This window comes from Roseateles sp. P4_D2, assembly GCF_056401875.1.
Genome location: NZ_JBFUIM010000008.1, coordinates 288,621 through 303,562 on the forward strand (window position 1 = coordinate 288,621; position 14,942 = coordinate 303,562).

General features: G+C 67.8%; 12 protein-coding genes. 4 read left to right on the plus strand and 8 right to left on the minus strand.

Translation table 11 applies throughout. The features are described from left to right. Positions 1–90: 90 nt before the first annotated feature. From AC1DW0_RS16710 to AC1DW0_RS16740, 7 genes are all read right to left on the minus strand, one after another. Positions 91–720: a response regulator gene (locus AC1DW0_RS16710; RefSeq protein WP_056199180.1), complete on the minus strand. Its 630-nt coding sequence runs from the start codon at positions 718–720 to the stop codon at positions 91–93. 9 nt (positions 721–729) lie between these two features. Next, complete coding sequence (locus tag AC1DW0_RS16715; protein WP_457444729.1) at positions 730–3,207, minus strand: sensor histidine kinase; 2,478 nt, start codon at positions 3,205–3,207, stop codon at positions 730–732. A 41-nt stretch (positions 3,208–3,248) separates the two neighbouring features. Next, complete coding sequence (locus tag AC1DW0_RS16720; protein ID WP_477946958.1) at positions 3,249–4,433, minus strand: EAL and HDOD domain-containing protein; 1,185 nt, start codon at positions 4,431–4,433, stop codon at positions 3,249–3,251. A 157-nt stretch (positions 4,434–4,590) separates the two neighbouring features. After that, complete coding sequence (flgL, locus tag AC1DW0_RS16725; RefSeq protein ID WP_056199172.1) at positions 4,591–5,874, minus strand: flagellar hook-associated protein FlgL; 1,284 nt, start codon at positions 5,872–5,874, stop codon at positions 4,591–4,593. Between the two features lie 15 nt (positions 5,875–5,889). Then, positions 5,890–7,872 carry a flagellar hook-associated protein FlgK gene (gene flgK / locus AC1DW0_RS16730; protein WP_056199168.1) on the minus strand — a complete coding sequence of 661 codons (1,983 nt, stop codon included), beginning with the start codon at positions 7,870–7,872 and terminating at the stop codon, positions 5,890–5,892. Positions 7,873–8,045: 173 nt separating this feature from the next. Further along, positions 8,046–8,918 (minus strand): flagellar assembly peptidoglycan hydrolase FlgJ, encoded by an 873-nt coding sequence (flgJ, locus tag AC1DW0_RS16735; RefSeq protein WP_477946961.1) that lies wholly within the window; start codon positions 8,916–8,918, stop codon positions 8,046–8,048. After that, on the minus strand, positions 8,918–10,099 hold the full coding sequence (locus AC1DW0_RS16740; RefSeq protein WP_082532752.1) for a flagellar basal body P-ring protein FlgI: 1,182 nt from the start codon (positions 10,097–10,099) through the stop codon (positions 8,918–8,920). Before AC1DW0_RS16740 ends, flgJ begins: the two co-directional genes overlap by 1 nt. Positions 10,100–10,250: 151 nt before the next feature. Between AC1DW0_RS16740 and AC1DW0_RS16745 the strand changes: the two genes are divergently transcribed. The 4 genes from AC1DW0_RS16745 to AC1DW0_RS16760 all read left to right on the plus strand — a co-directional run bounded on the left by AC1DW0_RS16745 (position 10,251) and on the right by AC1DW0_RS16760 (position 14,328). Then, complete coding sequence (locus AC1DW0_RS16745) at positions 10,251–10,649, plus strand: DUF4148 domain-containing protein (protein ID WP_056199163.1); 399 nt, start codon at positions 10,251–10,253, stop codon at positions 10,647–10,649. Positions 10,650–10,993: 344 nt separating this feature from the next. Further along, positions 10,994–12,085 (plus strand): glycosyltransferase, encoded by a 1,092-nt coding sequence (locus tag AC1DW0_RS16750; protein WP_056199160.1) that lies wholly within the window; start codon positions 10,994–10,996, stop codon positions 12,083–12,085. Further along, positions 12,085–13,014 carry a glucosamine inositolphosphorylceramide transferase family protein gene (locus AC1DW0_RS16755; protein WP_457444723.1) on the plus strand — a complete coding sequence of 310 codons (930 nt, stop codon included), beginning with the start codon at positions 12,085–12,087 and terminating at the stop codon, positions 13,012–13,014. Before AC1DW0_RS16750 ends, AC1DW0_RS16755 begins: the two co-directional genes overlap by 1 nt. A 48-nt stretch (positions 13,015–13,062) precedes the next feature. Continuing rightward, on the plus strand, positions 13,063–14,328 hold the full coding sequence (locus AC1DW0_RS16760; RefSeq protein WP_477946964.1) for an amidohydrolase: 1,266 nt from the start codon (positions 13,063–13,065) through the stop codon (positions 14,326–14,328). On the opposite strand, the gene AC1DW0_RS16765 is transcribed toward AC1DW0_RS16760, so the two are convergent. Next, positions 14,329–14,760 carry a hypothetical protein gene (locus tag AC1DW0_RS16765; protein ID WP_477946965.1) on the minus strand — a complete coding sequence of 144 codons (432 nt, stop codon included), beginning with the start codon at positions 14,758–14,760 and terminating at the stop codon, positions 14,329–14,331. Positions 14,761–14,942 lie beyond the last annotated feature (182 nt).

Consider the following 14,942-nt stretch of genomic DNA (forward strand, 5'->3'; position numbering starts at 1 on the left):
GCCCGCCTTAGGCGATGTGCTTGCCGGTCGATCCGGCAAGCATCGCCGTCCCCCTGGGGGACCGGCCAAGGTATTCCTTGGACGAGGGGCTCACTTCTGGCCCGGGCGCGCCAGCAGCTCCAGCGCATCCACGACACGCCGTGCCTGCTCGGGCAGGCTGTGGCCATCGGCGGAGGCCAGGCTCATCAGGCGGGCGAGCGCCTCGTCGCGTGGCAGGGAATAGCGGTGCATCAACACGCCGACTGCCAGGGCCGTCACGTCCATGGACGGCAATTCCGAGGGGGCCTCGAAAGCCTGGGCCATGGCGGCCGGTGCCGCCGGGGCTGAGGTGGCGACGGGGGGCGTCGAACGCGTGGTTGAACGTGCAAAAGCGGCCTCGACGGCGGGCACGATTTGCGAGATGTCCAGCGGCTTGACGAGGTAGGCAACGGCGCCCAGCTCCTTGACCTTCGCCACTGTCGCCTCGTCGGTGAAGGCGGACAGGAACATGAAGGGTGTCTGCAGGAATTCGCGCAGATAGGCGGCCACATCGAAGCCGGTCAGGCCTTCCATGCGGATGTCCAGCAGGGCCAGTTCGGGCCGGTGTTCGCGGGCGAGCAGGATGGCATCGTCGCCGTTGTCGGCGTCGATGACCTCGAAGCCGGCCTGCGTGAGCCCATAGCTCAGCGTCGCCAGTACCAGACGGTCGTCATCGACGACCAGGATCTTGCCCTTGCTCACCGTGCCCCTCTATCCAGAACTTGGTTTTATGGCCGGATTGTGAACCACGCTCGGTGGAATCAGTTCCAGCCGGCAGACGACATCGTCGCCTTGCTGTTCCAGGCTCAGGATGGCGCTGCGCCGCGGCAGCAGGGCGCGCACCAGGCCCAGGCCCGACACGCCGCTCTTGACGTTCTGCAGCGCAAAGCCTTCGGGCAGGCGGCCGGGGTTGGCGATCTCGACGGTGATGCCGGCCATGTCGCAGATGAGCTGGCAGCGCACCTGGGCGCCGTTGCTGTGCCGCAGCGCATTGCCGAGCAGCTCGTTGAGGCTGAGCGCGATCGGGATGGCCTCGGCCTCGGGCAGGCACCAGTCCTCCATCAGCGCGCCGCCCTCGGCGGCCGTGGTGATGACGCGGCCCTGCATGCGCTGCACCGAGCCGACGATGGCGTCGAACACCCGCTTGAGCACCAGCGGCCCGGAGGCGCCGACCTGCAGGCCATAGACCTGGGCGATGGCCTGCACCTGGCCCACGGCCTCCTTCAGCACCCCGGCCACCTCGGGGCGGCGCACGGCGATCTGCTGCAGCAGGCCGGCCACGCCCTGCAGGTTGTTCTTGATGCGGTGGTGCACCTCGCGCACCAACAGCTCGCGCTGCGAGATGGCGGCCTGCAGCCTGGCCTGCTCGGCGGCGCGCTGCTCGGTGACGTCGCTGGCCACGAGCAGCAGCAGTTCGGGCGTGTCGTCGCCGCCGACACCGGCCAGGTGCAGCAGCCGCGCGTCCCAGATGCGCGTCGAGTTGCCGGCCGGCACGTGGTATTCCCGCTGCACGACGGTCTGGGATTCCAGGGCCTCGCGCATGTCGGCGACCACCTGCGCCCCCTGCTCGTCGCCGAAGAGCTGCGCCGGCGTGCCGCCCAGCATCGCGGCCTCGGGCCTGCCGGCGAGCGTGGCGGCGGCGTGGTTGAGCTTGACGATGCGCAGGCTCTGCGCCTCGTGCAGCGTGATGGCCAGTGGCGCGCCTTCGATGATGCGGGCCAGCGATGCCTGGGCCAGCCGGCTCTGGGCCTCGGCCTGGCGGCGGCGGTCGATGTCCAGCAGGGCGTAGGTCAGCTGCTGAGTGACTTTGCCGGGGCCATCCTCTCGCTGCGTCTGCACCGCATTGCCGATGACCCAGAACTCGCGCCCGTCGCGGCCGCGCAGCCGGCACTCGAACACATCGGCGCCGGGCTCCGTGTGAAAGGCGTGCTCATCATCCTCCGGCGCCAGCACGCCCATGGGCTGGCCCTGCACGTCCTCGAGTTCGCAGCCGAACATGCGGCGCGCCGAGCGGTTCATCCACTCGATGCCGTCGGGGCCGACGGTGACGATGCCGACCAGCACGGAGTCCAGCACGGCGCGTTCGCTCTCGGCACGCAGCAGCAGCGCGTTCTCGGCCTGGGCCTGGGCCGTCACGTCGAGCGTGACGACCGAGGTGGAACGCCGTCCGCCAGCCAGCAGGCCAGGCGCGACGCGGGTCAGCAGCCAACGCCGGCCGAGCTCGGGGTGGCGCACGGCATAGCGCACCTCGACGGCGTCGCCCTTTTTCAGCGCACGCTGCAGGCGTTCGAATTCGGGCAGGGAGGCGGGCTCGACGATCTCGCGGCTGATGCCCTGCAGCGAGCCGGCCGTGCCTGTCGTGCCACCTGGCTGTTTGCTGCCGGTCTTGAAGGGTGAGCCTTTGCGGTGGGCCTTGAGCCAGCCGGCTTCGGGCTGGAAGGTGGCCAGGCCCACCGCGGCCGTGTCCATCAGCGCGTCGAGCTGCTGGTGGGCAAGGTCGCGCTCATGCAGCGTGCTGTGGTCCTCCAGCACCGCCAGCAGCTGGGCGCGGCCGGCATGGCGCCACAGGCGCAGCCGCGCCTGCAGCCAGCGGTGCTGGCCCTGCGGGTCGATGTACTCGGCCTCGGTGATCAGCGGCCCGTCCTGCGGGCGCTGCGCCGTCAGTGCCGGCAGCGGCATGCCGCGGTGCCAACCCAGCAGGGCCTGCAGCAGATCGGGCAGGTCGTTCAGGTGGCGGGGGGCGCCGGCGTAGAGGCCCGCAAAAGCGGCGTTGTGGCGCAGCAGCGTGCCGCTGGCGGCATCGGCCAGCAGGGCCGGCAGGGGCAGCAGGGCCAGCCATTCGGCCAGCGGTGGCTCGCCAGGGTCGGCTGCGCTGAGGCGCGCATGCAGCACCCAGTTGGGTCGTTCGCGCAGCAGGTGCAGCGTGGCGCGCTGGCCGTCGGCGAGCTTGAGCGGTGGCGCAAGTGGCGGCGCGCGACCGGCGTCGATGGCATGGGCAGCCTCGCGCAGCCAGCTTTCCAGCCGCGCTCCGGCGGCATGGCGAAGCAGCCGCCAGCCCTCGGCGGCGTCGGCGCCCAGCCATTCGCGCGCCGCTGGATTGGCGCGCAGTGCGGACAGATCCGCCCGTAACGTCAGCACCGGGTCGCCGACGAGGTCGAGCAGGGCAGTGGAGGCGGGCGGGCCGAACATGGCTCAGCCTGGCGAGCCGATGATCCGCAATGGCGCCTTGCTCATTCGAGCTGGGTGGCCTTGTGCAAGGCCCGCAGCACGCAGGCGTTGATCTCGCCGGCGCCGAGCATCAGCGCGTCAGCGCGTTCGCGGTAGTCGAACACGCTCTCGGATTCGATGGCGCGCACCAGCTCCAGATAGGGGTGGAAGGGGCCGCTGTCGTCCACCAGGGCCTGGCGCACACGCTCGGGCACGGGAATGCTTTGCAGCAGCTTCTCGAACGGCGCCTTGAGCATGTGGTCCAGCAGCGAGAACAGGCCACAGATGAACATCTCGTCGCGCTGCTCGCGGTCTTCGATGCTGGCGGCAAATTCCTCCATCAGCAGGCCGCGGCGCACGGCGCCGAACATGATGGGGCGCATGCTGTGATCCTTGCTGGCCGTCGTCAGCAGCAGGGCCAGCCAGCGTTTCAGGCGCGCATAGCCGAGCAGCATGATGGCGTGACGGAAGCTCGACACCTCGACCGGCAGGCCGAAGGCGGCCGAGTTCATGTAGCGCAGCAGCTTGAAGGCCAGGCTGGGGTCGCGCTTCAAGGTCTGCTCCAGGCGCTCGACGTCCTCGCCTTCGTCGACGCGTGAAATGAGCTCCATGATGACCTGCAGGTCGGCCGCGATCTCAGTCTTGGCGGCGCCGGCGGTCGCTTCGTAGGGGCCGTCCATGGGCCAGCCGATGACGATTTCGGCGCCAGCCTTGAAGCTGGCGTCGATGGCGTCGGCGCCACGCACGCCGGCATGCACGACGGCAACGCCGGCCGGCGCGGCCTGGCCGGGCTCCAGCACCACCTGCCTGAAGGCGGCGCCGACGGCGGCCGGCAGCGGTGCATTGGGCAGGCCCTTGAGCAGGCCCCTGTGGCCAGCCGCCTTCAACGCGGCGATGGCGTCGCCGTGCGCGGCATCAGCGGCGATGAAGGCCGGCACCTCGATCTGGGTCGGCTCGGCCGGCGGCTGGGCCAGCAGGGCGGCCAGCAGGGCTTCGCCCTGGGCGCTGATGACGGCGCCGCCCTGGGGCCAGGTCGCGGCCAGCGCGGCCAGCAGCTCGGCGTGATCGGTCCTGGCATCGGCGCGAAGCGGCACCAGCGTCAACCGTGTGCCGGCGATGTTGCGCTGGCGGTCGATGACGGGGGCATAGCCCAGGGCAACACCGGGCAGGATTGCGCGATCGAGAGCGGCGGGAGAGTTGTCGGGCATGGCGCGGCGCTGGGCTGGCGGTGAATGCGGCAGTCTGCCACGAGCGCCGCCGCCCTACCGGGACGATTCGTGACCGAATTCATTCCCGGTGGCGCCACACCAGAGATGGCAGCCGACGGCGCGGCGCCGTCCTGAAATCATGTGCAGCGGGGCGTGCCTAGCCCTGGATGTACTGGAACAGCGTCATGCGCTGGACCATGGCATAGGTCTTGAGCGCCGTTTCGTAGCCGGTCTGCTGGTTCTGGAAGTCGGAAATGCCTTGCACCATGTCCAGATCCTCGGCGGCGCTCTTTTCCTCGGAGCTGTACTGCTTCAAGGCGGCCAGGCGGCTTTCTGTGCCGTCGAGGTTGTTCAGCCGTTCGCCCACCTGGCTGCGCATGCTCTGCATATTGCCCATGACGGCGTCGATGTCGCGGATGCTGGTGGTGTTGGCCTGGGTCACCTGCGTGGGGGTGCGCTGCGTGGTGTTGAGGTCGGCGATGGCCTTGTCGATGACGTCGAAGACCTTGAGGCCGTTTTTGGAGCCGGCGATGGCGAAGGCGTCGCCGTCGACCGGCGTGCCTGAAACGGTGAAGGCCATGCCGTCGCCCGTGATGGCCTGGCCCGGCTTGAAGCTGCCGCTGGAGACGACGCTGCCGAGGTCGGTGTCGGTCAGCGTGTAGGTTTGCGAGGGCGTGGCGCCGGCGATGTCGACACGGTAGTTGTGGCCGGTCAGCAGCTTGGGGTCGATGGTGCGGCCGCTGTCGATCCATCCCGAAGCCACGTTGCCGGTGATGCCATTGACCAGCGGGCCGCCGGTGGCCGGGTCGATCAGCTGCACGACGGACTTGCCGGTCGTGGGGTCGGTGGTCAGCGTGCGCGGCGCCGTCTCGAAGGAGCCATTGCCACTGCCCGCCTGCTCCCAGGAGGCCCGGCCATCGATGGTCAGCTGGAAGTTGTCGAGGTTGCCGGTCTGGATGTTGCCGGGCACGCCGATGTAGCTGACGCCGCCGGCTTGATCCAGGAAGGGTGGGGTGGAGGCGCCCTGGCCGGAGAAGATGTAGCCGCCGGAGCCGTCGGGCCGGTTGGCGATGGCCAGCAACTGGTCGCGGATGCCCTTGAGCTTGGTGGCCAGCCCCTGGCGTTCGGCGTCGGAATAGCTGGCATTGCCAGCCGAAACCATGGTTTCACGGGCCTGCTGCAGCAGCTCGTTGGCGTCGCCCAGGGCCGATTCGCCCAGGGTCATGCTGTTGCGGCTGGCCTCCAGTGCACGCTGGTTGGCCTCGACGCGGCCGATGGAGGCCAGAGCCCGCTCGGCGCGCGCAGCGCCGGTGGGGTCGTCGCTGGCCAGGGCGATGCGCTTGCCCGAGGTCAGCTGCTCTTGCTGGGTCTGCATCGCGTTCTGCCGGCGTTGCAGATTGGCGATGGACGCGTCGAAGAGGTTGGCGGTAGCGAGTCTCATGATTTACCTCTGCGCCTAGCGCTGAGCAATACGCATCAGTTCGTCGAACAGGGTCTGGGCTGTCTGCAGCACCTTGGCGGCGGCCTGGTAGCCCTGCTGGAACTGCATCAGCCGCGAGGCTTCCTCGTCGAGGTTGACGCCGGCCTGGCCGGCGCGGCTGGTCTCGGCATCGCCGGCGACGCTGGTGGACACGTCGGACAGGTAGTTGGCGCTCTGCACGCGGGCGCCGATGTCGCTCATCGCCGCGGCATAGGTGTCGTTGATGGTCGAACCCGGCGTGAAGCCGCCGCCAGCCAGCACCTGGCGGCCGACGAAGGTTTCGCTCTGGATGTTGAGGAAGGCCTTGGCGTTGCCGTTGTTCGTGGCGGTGTAGGTCGTCGGGTCGATGGCGATCTTGTCGCCGCTGCGCGGCACGCCGTTGGTGCGCAGCTCGAAGCCGAGGTCGATGCCGGCGGCGGGTTGGTTGCCGATGGGCTGGCCCGAGCTCCAGATGCCGCTGAGCACGCTGCCGTTGGCCAACGTCAGCGTGTACTGCACATTGTTGGCGTTGGCCGGATCGGGCGCACCGAACTGCAGGGTCATGGGCGCCGTGGTCGGGTCGAAGTTCTGGTTGACCGCGTAGATGCTGTCGACGCTGAGGGTGCCGGTGTTGTTGACGTTCGTGGAAGCGGTCAGCGGCGACGCGGCAGCGATGCCCGTGGGGGCGTCCAGCACGCGCTTCATGTTGACGGCGGCGGAACCCACGGGCTCGATGAGGAAGCTCTCACCCGCGGCCGGCGCTGCAGGGGTGAAGACGATCTTGAAGCCATCGATGGTGTCGCCGTCGTTGACGGTGCGCACCAGCCCGTCGGACAGGCGCGTCAGCTCATAGCTGCCGGACGTGCTGGAGCTCAGTTTGTAGCTGCTGGCCTGCAGCTGGCTGGCGTCGACGATGCTGGCCGCGACGCCGTTGGTGAAGCCGCCGCCGGGGTTGCGCTGGTTGCTGGCCGCTGGCAGCACGTTGGGTACGGCGACGCTGAAGATGGCGGCACCCTTGCCGGGCGGGTTGGACAGGTCCAGGCCGAGGGCGTTCTGGTCGTTGACGCGCGTGCCGATGGCGGCTGCGAGCTGGCCCAGCAGGTTCTTTGCGTCCTGCAGATCCTTGTTCTGGAAGCTCAGCAGCGCGGTCATCGAGCCGCCGGTCAGCACGCTCTCGTCCAGCGGCCGGCTCTGGCCGCCTTCGTTCAGCGACACCACGGCGCGCAGCGGGTCGTAGGCGTCGGCCGAGACCTGCAGCGACGAGGCCTGGTTGCCGAGCACAAGGCGCTGGCCGCCGCCGATGAAGACGCCGACGGTGTCGTCGTCGGCGGCCAGTGTCGTCACCGCCACATGCTCGCCGAGCTGCGAGATCAGCCGTTCGCGCTGGTCCATCAGGTCGTTGGGTGTGTGGCCGCTGCCGCGGGTCTTGGAGATCTGGTCGTTGATGTTGGCGATCTGCTGCGCGAGCTGATTGACGACGACGACATTGGCCTTGAGGTCGCTGACGACGCCGGCCTGCAGATCGGTGACCTGCTGGCCGGCGTTGGAGAAGCGCACGGCCAGCTCGTTGGCCCGGCCCAGGGCGACCTGGCGCGCCGACGGGTCGTTGGGGCGGCTGGTCACGTCGACCATGGCGTTCAGGAACTGGCTGGCGGCATAGCCCAGGCCCTCGGTGCCGGGCGGGAAGATCTTCTCCATGCGCGCCAGTTGCTCGGCACGGGTGGAATCGGCCATGGCGGTGGCCTTGGAGGAAGCGGCCTCCTTGGTCAGGAACTCGTTGTGCGAACGCACGACGGTCTGCACGTCCACGCCCTTGCCGAAGAAGCCGGCACCGGTGTATTGGCCGGCCGAGGTTGTCAGCACCACGGACTGGCGCGAATAGCCCGGCGTGTTGGCGTTGGCAATGTTCTGGCCGATGGTCTGCAACGCCGCCTGGTTGGCGAACATCGCGCGGGCGCCGAGAGTGAGCAAGCCGGCCATTTCAGTTCTCCGTTCCGCGCACGCGGCAGTTGCGGTGCATCAGATTTGCGGGCCGAGCGCCGGGCCGCTCCCTAGCCGGCCCGCGCTGGCGATGTGCTTGCCGGTCGAACCGGCAAGCATCGCCGTCCCCGCGGGGGACCGACCAAGATTCTTCTTGGGCGAGGGGCGTCATATCAAGCCATGAGCGTGCTTTGCACGCGCTGGGTGGTTTGGATGGTCTTCGCCAGCTTCTCGGCATAGGCTGGGTCGGTGGCGTAACCCGCTTGCTGCAGGCCGCGGGCAAAGCCGGCGGCATTGCCGTTCTGGGCTTGCGCCACGACCTTGGCATAACGGTCGTTGCCGCTGATCAGCTTGGCGTAGTCCTTGAAGGCCTCGTCGTAGCTGCCGTAGGCGCGGAACTTGGCCGTCACCTTGACGGCCTGGCCGTTGATGACCTCGGTGGTCCTCACGTCGACGGTCTTGCCCTTCCAGCCCGGCGTGGCCTTGATGCCGAAGACGTTGTGCGAAGGCGTGCCGTCGGCGCCGGTGATCTCGCGCTTGCCCCAGCCGCTCTCGTGGGCGGCCTGGGCCACCATGAAGCTGGCCGGGATGCCGGTGGCGGTTGACGCGGCGCGGGCCGCGGCATCGTGCTTTTGGATGAAGCCCTGCACGTGGTTGGGGATGCCCTTGGTGGCCAGGGCCGGCAGGGCCTGGGCCAGCGTCGTCTGGCTGTTCTTCTTGATGTTCTCGGGCGACAGGTCCTGGATGCCCATCTGGCGCTGCAGCTGCTTCTGGATCGCCTCCGACAGGCCGCCGGGCAGGCCGCTCATCTTGCCGGCGAACTGCGTGTCCAGCATTTCGGTGCCGAGCTGGGTCGCGTTGTTGTCCAGCATGCCGCTGGACAGGGTGGACGCGCGCATGCTCTTCATGACTTCCTGCATGAAGAGCGACTCAAACTGCTTGGCCGTCTCACGGATGCTCGCCTTGGGGTCGCGCGAGGCCTGCGCCTTGAGCGCATCAAGGCTGCCCAGGCTCTGGCCGGAAATGGACTGGAACGACGACGACATCAGATCACCTCGAGCTCGGCGTTGAGGGCGCCCGCACTCTTCATGGCCTGCAGGATGGCGAGCAGATCCTGAGGTGTCGCGCCGAGGGAGTTCAGGGCCTTGACCACGTCCGCCAGGCGCGCGCCGGCGGCCAGCTGGATGAGGCTGCCGGGCTCCTGGCGGATGGAGATGTCGGCCTTCTCGGCCACCGTCGTCTGTCCGCCGGACAGTGCGTTGGGCTGGCTGATGATGGGCGTGGAGCTGATGGTCACCGACAGGCTGCCGTGCGCGACGGCGCAGGAAGACAGCGTGACGGCCTGGTTCATGACGATGGAGCCGGTGCGCGCATTGATGACGATGCGGGCCGCGGGCGTCGCCATGTCGATGGAGAGGTTCTCGACGTCGGCCAGGAAGCCGACGCGTTCGTCGGGCGTGGACGGCGCCTTCACGCGCACGACACGGCCGTCCAGCGCCTGGGCGATGCCCGCGCCCTTGGCCTTGTTGATGGCCTGGGCGACGGCGCGCGCGGTGGCGTAGTCGCTGCTGTTCAGGTCGAGCTGGATGCTGTCGCCCTGGGACAGGGGCGTGGGTACCGAGCGCTCGACGAGGGCGCCTGCCGGGATGCGGCCGGCGCTGAGGTGGTTGATCTGCACCTTGGAGCCGCCGGCGGAAGCGCCAGCGCCGCCGACCACGAGGTTGCCCTGGGCGATGGCATAGATCTGGCCATCGGCGCCGCGCAGCGGCGTGGCGATCAGCGTGCCGCCGCGCAGGCTCTTGGCATTGCCGATGGAAGAGACGTTGATGTCCAACTGCTGGCCGGGCTGGGCAAAAGGCGGCAGCGAGGCCGTCACCATGACGGCGGCGATATTGCGCGGCTGCATCGTGACGCCCTGGGGCAGCAGTACGCCGAACTGCTGCAGCATCGCCGTCAGGCTCTGGCCGGTGAAGGGCGCCTGCGTCGTCTGGTCGCCCGTGCCGTCCAGACCAACGATCAAGCCGTAGCCGGTCAAAGGGTTGGAACGCACGCCGGCGACCGAGGCGACCTCCTTGATGCGCGCGGCATGGGCAGGGGCAACGGGCGCCAGCACGACGGCCAGGCTGAGGAGGAGGGCTTGCAGGTACTTCACTCGACCGATTCTGCGGATCCTTGAGCCCGCGAAGCCGACGAAAAGGGCGCGGTCAGCCCCGCTTTTCTGAACCATTGGTCGTGGCCGCCATGAGCCGCGGGTATTTTTCACACCCCGCCGAGGCTGTAAGGCCGGCGACCTTCGCCCGACCACTCACCACCTGTGAGCACTGAGGCGCCCAGTCAGCACAGCAACCTCTCTTCCACCGTCCCTTTTGGAGACTGACATGACACGCCTTTCCCTGCTGACCCTCGTGCTGGCCACCTCGCTTGCTGCCTTTTCTGCCCCCAGTCAGGCCCAGGGCCTGACCCGCGAACAGGTCAAGATGGAGCGCGACACCTTCCTGGCCCTGATGCGCTGGGACGAACTCACCGGCATGTGGGTGCTGAAGTCCGGCATGGAGCCGCCCAAGGGTGTCATGTCGCGTGCCGAGGTTCTGGCGATGCGCGACCAGTTCCTGCGCATGAATGTCTACGACGACACCGTCGGCAGCTGGGTGCCGATCAAGGCGCCGCGCGACATGAGCACGCTGACGCGCGAGCAGGTCAACATGGAGACGCTGCGCTTCTTGATGATGTATCGCTACGACGAGCAGCGCAACGAGTGGGTCAGCAAGATGCGCTGAGCCCTGCAGCCCTGTCGGGGCAATCCGGACATGGATGCCCGACCGCTTGGTCGGGCATTTTCCGTTGCCGTCTGCAAGGTCCGGCTAAGCCCTTGGACCTGCGTGCGTGAGATCCTGTCAATCCCGACTTCCGGCCCGCCGTAGATAGACCGAGGCCGCGATGTCTCCGCCGGCTCCCCGGGACTGCTAAACGTTTTCCCGCATTCCCGCCAATTGCGGACGTTTGAGAGCAATTGGGAGCTTAGCGGCACCCGTTTGCGGAGGGGCGGTGACAGGTTTCTGAATGTGTATATCGGTAAAGTTTTGCTTGCCGATTCGAGCTGCATTCAGTTGCAAGACCTGCCATGCCCCCGCCCTTCGAACCGTTGACCCTGGTTCATGTCGTGTTTTCATCCCGCATCGCGGGCGGTGAGCGGCATTGCATCGACCTCGCCAATGCCCAGGCCGCACTGGGCCATCGTGTCCACGTCATTGGCACGGCCAATTCCGTTGTTGCCGCTGCGTTGGCTCCCGCGGTGCGCTTCCACGGGCTGAAACTGCCGCTGCTGCGCGGCTGGCGAGTGGCCAACCTGGCGCGCCGGCTGGCGGCCGATGTCTGCCATGGCCACCTCGGCCCGGCCTGCAAGGCCGTCGCGCACGCCCGGCCTTCGACCCGCGTCGGCACCCTGCACGTCGGCTACAAGGCTCATCACCATGCACGCATGGACGGCCTCATCTGCGTGAATCGCGCCCAGTACGAGAGCCTGCCTGAGCGTGAAGCGCTGGCCAGCGTCATCTACAACTGGGCGCCGGAGCGCGACGCCGCGGCCGCCGCCCGTCACACCGATCTGCGCGCCGAGCTCGGTCTGGCACCCGGCCAGCTGCTGGTCGGCAGCGTGGGCCGCCTGCACCGCAGCAAGGGCATGGACTTGCTGATCGCCGGCTTCAGGGCTCATGCACCGGCCGATGCCGTGCTGGCCATCCTGGGCGAAGGGCCGGACGAGGCCGCGCTGAAGGAACTGGCTGCGGGCGACTCGCGTGTGCGCCTGCTGGGTTTTCGCAGCGATGTTGATCAGGCGTTGAAATCCTTCGATCTCTTCGTGTCACCGTCGCGTGAGGAGGCTTTTCCGCTCGCCATCCTGGAGGCCATGCGCGCCGGGTGCGCCGTGCTGTCCAGCGCCACCCAGGGCCCACGGGAGATGCTGGCCGGGCAGCCCGCCCGGTTGGTGCCGGTGGGTGATGCTCACGCTCTGGGCCATGCGATGGCCGAGGAACTGGTCCGGCTGCGCAGCCTGCTTCCTCAGGAGCGCAGCGTGCGTTACGCGACGGCGGCCTACGATCGCACCAATGCGGTTGCCCGCACGCTGGGCTTTTATCGCGACGTGATGCTCCATCGGGCTGCCCGGGCCAGGGGCTTCGACGCTGAGGATGAAGCTCACGCCGCCTGGCACGTTTGATGTTCAAGCGGCCGCGCACCGACTTCTGGCAGGTCGGCATCGTCCCTGTTCCCATTGAAGACATCGATGCCCGCCGGCTGAGCGCCGCGCGGGAGCGCATCACATGGTTGCCCGATGCCGGCCGCTGGCGCTACCTGGCGGATCCTTTCGGCCTAGTGCGTGGGGACGCCCTGCACGTGTTCGTCGAGGCCTTCGACTACCGCGTCAAGCGTGCCACCATCGAGCGCCACGAGTTCGGCCTGCCGGACCTGGCCTGGCGCCGCCAGTCGACGGTGCTGGACCGGCCCTTCCACCTGTCCTATCCCCAGGTCTTTGAGCACGACGGCGAGACCTGGATGGTGCCGGAGAGCTACCAGGCCGGTGAGATCGCCCTCTACCGCGCCTGCGACAGATCCCTCAATCACTGGGAACGCGAATGCGCCTTGCTGGGCGGCCTGCCCGGGGCGGATGCGTCCATCATCGAGCATGAGGGGCGCTGGTGGATGTTCTACACCCTGGTCGGGCCGGGAGCGCGCGACCAGCGTGAACTGCACATGGCCCATGCGCCGGCATTGTTCGGGCCCTGGGTGCCATTGGCTGCCAACCCGGTGCGCGTGAACCGCGAAGGCGCCCGCCCGGCCGGCCGGCCCTTCATCGGCCGTGACGGCGTGCTGACCCTTCCGGTGCAGGACTGCTCGACCGGCTATGGCGGCGCGACGCGCCTGCTGCGTTTTCCACGCCTGACGCCCGGGCAGGTCGAGATCGAGGCGAGCCTGGAGCGGCTGACCGGCGATCTGGTCAGCGACAGCCACCAGGCCGGCCTGCACACACTGACGGGCTGCGGCGGTTACACGCTCATCGACGTGAAGCGCATCGACCGCTCGCGCGGCAAGCAGTGGTTGGATTTGAAACGTCGCTTTACACGGATAGGGCGCCTGTTGGATCGCTGAGACGCCGCCCGCACACACCCGGGCCGCACAGGTCTACCATGGCTCTTCATGAGCCCCCAGCCTCCTTTTAGCGAGCGCATCGCCGCGCTGACGGCGGCCCTGGAGCCCCAGGTCATCGCCTGGCGGCGTGACCTGCACCAGCACCCCGAGCTCGGCAATCGCGAATTCCGCACCGCGTCCGTCGTCGCCGAGCATCTGCGCAGCCTGGGCTTTGACGAGGTCAAGACGGGCGTCGCCCACACAGGTGTCGTCGGCCTGCTCAAGGGAGGCCTGGCCGGTGGTGTCGTCGCACTGCGGGCCGACATGGATGGCCTGCCGGTCACCGAAGAAGTGGAGCTGCCGTTCGCATCCAAGGCTCGCGCGGTATGGAACGGCGAGGAGGTCGGCGTCATGCACGCCTGCGGGCATGACTGTCATGTCGCCATCCTGATGGGCGTGGCCAGCATCCTGGCCAGCCTGCGCGCCGACCTTCCCGGCACGATCAAATTCATCTTCCAGCCGGCCGAGGAGATGCCCCCCGAAGGCGAGGAGGGCGGGGCGGCGCTGATGATCAAGGAAGGCGTGCTGGAGAGCCCGACGCCCAGCGCCATCTTTGGGCTGCACGTCACCTCGCGCCAGCAGGCGGGCGTGATCGGCTACCGCCCGGGGCCGACGATGGCGAGCAGCGACAAACTCAAGATCACCGTGCAGGGCAAGCAGACCCATGGCGCCGCGCCCTGGCTGGGCATCGATCCCATCGTCACGTCGGCGCAGATCGTGCTGGGCCTGCAGACCATCGTCAGCCGCACGCTCGACCTGAACCGCGAGCCGGCGGTCGTGACCATCGGCGCGATCAAGGGCGGCGTGCGCGAGAACATCATCCCGGACTCCGTCGAGATGCGCGGCACGATACGCAGCTTCGACGAGGGCATGCGCGAGGCCATCCATGAGCGCGTGACCCAACTGGCCGAGGGCATCTCCGCCGCGTCACGCGCGACGTGCAAGGTCTGCATCACGCGCAATTACCCGGTCACGCGCAACGACCCGGTGCTGACCGAGCAGATGGTGCCGACGCTGACCCGCGTCGCCAGCACCGGCCCAAGGCCCATGGGCATTGAGGTCGTGCCCAAGGCAACGGGCGCAGAGGACTTCTCCTTTTTCCAGCGCCTGATCCCGGGGCTGTTCTTCTTCGTTGGCGTCACGCCGCCAGACATCGAGCCAAGCAAGGCCTACTCCAACCACTCGCCGCGATTCATCGTCGATGAACGTGGGCTGGAGGTGGGCGTGCGCGCACTGGCCAATCTGGCGGTCGACTACCTGGCCAGCAAGGCTTGATCAGGGTGATTCTTGCGAGGCGCCGTTATCACGCAAGCGTCTCAGTTTATCGAGCGTCTCGACCGTCTTTTCATCCGGTTCAGGCGCATCCCACAGCCACGTCCTTGATCCGCCGCAGAGCCCTACATGACGATTTTCTGCAATGAAGAAGAGATACGTTTGACCTGGGCTCAGTGCAATGTCGTGCACCTCCGACGTGGAGTAGACGTCATCCCGATTGACCCCAGACTGCTTGAAGGACTCTAAGACTACGTACTTAGCTACGTGCTTAGCACCGTATCGCCCCTCACCTTCCTTTTTCGTCTCGGTGACGCGAACAATCATCACTTCTTGAGCCAGCTGGAATTGTCTCTCCAGGGGCATCCCAATGCACAAGGCCGAAGCGATGCCCTGGTTTAGAAATAGGGCCAAGGCAACCGCGATGTGCTTCATTGGGTGTCAACGAATGAATTCAGCCGACCAACCAGCGGGGCTGGCGCTGGTCGGCTGCAATGAGTGATAAGACCGCCGCATTGAAGTGCCTCAGACCCGCCCTTGATGACTGGACTTTGCCGAGCAGCGATGCCGGTCACCGCATCGTAGCCGCGAAGGGTTGACCGGTCCTGGCGGCGAAC

What these genes read in the sequence shown, in the direction of transcription:
- AC1DW0_RS16715 (WP_457444729.1), bottom strand. Translation starts at nt 3,207, where the DNA reads ATGTTCGGCCCGCCCGCCTCCACTGCCCTGCTCGACCTCGTCGGCGAC.
- AC1DW0_RS16720 (WP_477946958.1), bottom strand. Translation starts at nt 4,433, where the DNA reads ATGCCCGACAACTCTCCCGCCGCTCTCGATCGCGCAATCCTGCCCGGT.
- flgL (WP_056199172.1), bottom strand. Translation starts at nt 5,874, where the DNA reads ATGAGACTCGCTACCGCCAACCTCTTCGACGCGTCCATCGCCAATCTG.
- flgK (WP_056199168.1), bottom strand. Translation starts at nt 7,872, where the DNA reads ATGGCCGGCTTGCTCACTCTCGGCGCCCGCGCGATGTTCGCCAACCAG.
- flgJ (WP_477946961.1), bottom strand. Translation starts at nt 8,918, where the DNA reads ATGTCGTCGTCGTTCCAGTCCATTTCCGGCCAGAGCCTGGGCAGCCTT.
- AC1DW0_RS16740 (WP_082532752.1), bottom strand. Translation starts at nt 10,099, where the DNA reads ATGGTTCAGAAAAGCGGGGCTGACCGCGCCCTTTTCGTCGGCTTCGCG.
- AC1DW0_RS16745 (WP_056199163.1), top strand. Translation starts at nt 10,251, where the DNA reads ATGACACGCCTTTCCCTGCTGACCCTCGTGCTGGCCACCTCGCTTGCT.
- AC1DW0_RS16750 (WP_056199160.1), top strand. Translation starts at nt 10,994, where the DNA reads ATGCCCCCGCCCTTCGAACCGTTGACCCTGGTTCATGTCGTGTTTTCA.
- AC1DW0_RS16755 (WP_457444723.1), top strand. Translation starts at nt 12,085, where the DNA reads ATGTTCAAGCGGCCGCGCACCGACTTCTGGCAGGTCGGCATCGTCCCT.
- AC1DW0_RS16760 (WP_477946964.1), top strand. Translation starts at nt 13,063, where the DNA reads ATGAGCCCCCAGCCTCCTTTTAGCGAGCGCATCGCCGCGCTGACGGCG.
- AC1DW0_RS16765 (WP_477946965.1), bottom strand. Translation starts at nt 14,760, where the DNA reads ATGAAGCACATCGCGGTTGCCTTGGCCCTATTTCTAAACCAGGGCATC.